Source organism: Desulfovulcanus sp. (assembly GCF_982781345.1).
Window position 1 is genome coordinate 1 of the sequence record NZ_CEYAEZ010000118.1, and the last position, 2,215, is coordinate 2,215.

3 protein-coding genes are annotated in these 2,215 nt (G+C 40.1%); 2 read left to right on the top strand and 1 reads right to left on the bottom strand.

The annotated features are described in order from the left end of the window. Both AC3WVG_RS11435 and AC3WVG_RS11440 read left to right on the top strand, forming a co-directional pair. The coding region (locus AC3WVG_RS11435; protein ID WP_488798247.1) for a hypothetical protein at positions 1–257 on the top strand (257 nt) is incomplete at its 5' end. Positions 258–275: 18 nt separating this feature from the next. After that, positions 276–1,408, top strand: a protein-coding gene (locus AC3WVG_RS11440; RefSeq protein ID WP_488798248.1) for an IS3 family transposase whose coding sequence is annotated in 2 segments (ribosomal slippage) — positions 276–569 and positions 572–1,408 — 1,131 coding nt in all. Because the reading frame shifts where the segments join, the coding sequence is not laid out codon by codon here. Positions 1,409–1,802: 394 nt separating this feature from the next. Here AC3WVG_RS11440 and AC3WVG_RS11445 read toward each other — a convergent pair. Continuing rightward, on the bottom strand, positions 1,803–2,215 hold a 413-nt coding region (locus AC3WVG_RS11445), incomplete at its 5' end, for a hypothetical protein (protein WP_488798249.1).

The following is a 2,215-nucleotide window of genomic DNA, read 5'->3' on the forward strand; positions in this document are numbered from 1 at the left end:
CCAATTGGAGCATAAAAAAGTTTTTATGGATGCCCAAATTATTTATGTATGGCATACAAAGAATGCAGTTGCTAAAAAATGTACTTGTTCTAAGTGGTGCAGGAGTAGGTGGTGGATCTCTAGTTTACGCAAACACCTTGTATGTACCAAATGAAGAATTTTTCAAAAATGATATCATTAAAAAGATGGGTAGTAACAACCCAAATAGAATCACGTACCTCAGCCTCTATAATGGACCCCAATATTTGAACTGGTAGTTAAGTTACAATTTCGCTATGCTCTCCCCGAAAAGAAGGGGGGTAAAAATGCGTAAAGGATATTCAGCCAAATTCAAAGCTAAAGTAGCTATCGATGCCATTAAAGGTGACAGGACAATGGCCGAACTAAGCTCCGCCCATGGTGTTCACAGGGCAATGATCCAAAGGTGGAAAAATGAGGCTATAGAGGGCCTCCAAGAGACATTTTCCAAGAGAGCCGACAAGGATCAAGAGCATAACAAAAAACTAATTCCTGAGCTTTACCGCCAAATTGGTCAACTCACTGTTGAAAATGACTGGCTAAAAAAAAGTGTTTAAATCTGTCTGTTGCCGAGAAGAAGGGATTAATCGAGTGGAATCATTCTAAACTCAGCATCAGTAAACAGTGCAACCTCCTTTCACTTTCCAAAGGAGCGTTATACTACGAACCGGTCCCAATGGACTCGTACAACCTTGAATTAATGGATATGCTTGACAAGCAATACATAGCAACTCCCTTTTATGGCAGCCGTAAGATGACGGTACATTTAAGGGAGGCCGGTCATTTAGTGAACCGTAAACGGGTTAGGCGTCTCATGGGCATCATGGGGCTTGAAGCTATATACCCCAAACGTAACCTGAGCAAGAGGAAACATGACCACAAAGTCTATCCCTATCTTTTAAAGGGTGTAACTATTGATCGCCCCAACTTTGTCTGGAGCACAGATATCACCTATATCAGGCTCCAATCTGGTTTTTTATACTTAACGGCAATTATTGACTGGTTCAGCCGCTACGTCCTATCCTGGAGGCTGAGTAACAGCCTTGAGTCTGATTTCTGCGTGGATGCCCTCAAAGAAGCACTACAGGCCCATCCGTCTCCCATAATCTTCAATACTGACCAGGGAGTCCAGTTTACATCTGAAAACTTTCTTAAGCCCCTTTTACAAAAAAAAATCCAGATCAGCATGGACTCAAAAGGGCGAGCATTAGACAATATTTTTGTGGAACGTCTGTGGCGCAGCCTCAAATACGAAGAAGTCTACCTGAAAGATTATGAAACAGTATATGAAGCAACAGAGTCCATCAGTAAATACTTTAACTTTTACAATAACCAAAGGTTCCACCAAGCATTGGACTACAAACCACCAAGGTCTGTCCACTTTAATTAATCCCGGCTCCTATCAAAAGGCCGGTAAAATACCTATTCATAAACCGGAGAGCTATAGCTTAAAGTGTAACTTAAATTTCCTGAATTTCAGTCTTGACATGGAGTCCACTATATTTAAAACATCATCGAGCCTCTTGGGAACTCCAAGGGACTCCGCCATGGCATAAAAAAGAGAAAGCCCAGTATGAACTCAAGGAATCATTCGTAGCCTGAAGCATCACCGTATTACCGTTGCGAACAGAAAGGGGTATGCCTTTTTGAAGTCTTTCGGGAATTTGCGCTTTCACCTTTTGCATGAGTCTAACTCCGACCGGGTTAATGGAATATCACCCAGTATTTATAAGATCGAAAGGACAATTTGACAAAAAAACATTTCCCTTATCGCTGGATTAAGGTTATCTCTTAACTCCTGACACTATGGCATGTTTCATATCTATAAACACCTCATCTTCTTCCTGTTTCAGATTATAAGTCTTTTTAAAATAGGGACTGGCTTCGGTGTGCATTTTTAATATTATGTTAGTAATCTTTTTGGGGAGCCCGCTATTCTCTAACCAGTTGTTGACACTTATATCTTCCATAAAGAAAGTAGTAGTTGTAATTTTATGGAAGTTGGCATCTGCTAATATTGCAACAATATCTTCTTCCATAAAAGTGATTCTATCTTCCTTGTGTTCGAATATCTTAATGAAATCTCCTTTTACCCTGTGATTGGGAGGAACTCCTTCCGCAACTATCATTTTCCCGCCCATTTTTAAAACTCTATAGCATTCTTTAATCACTTTTTCTTGAAATGCCAAATACTTTT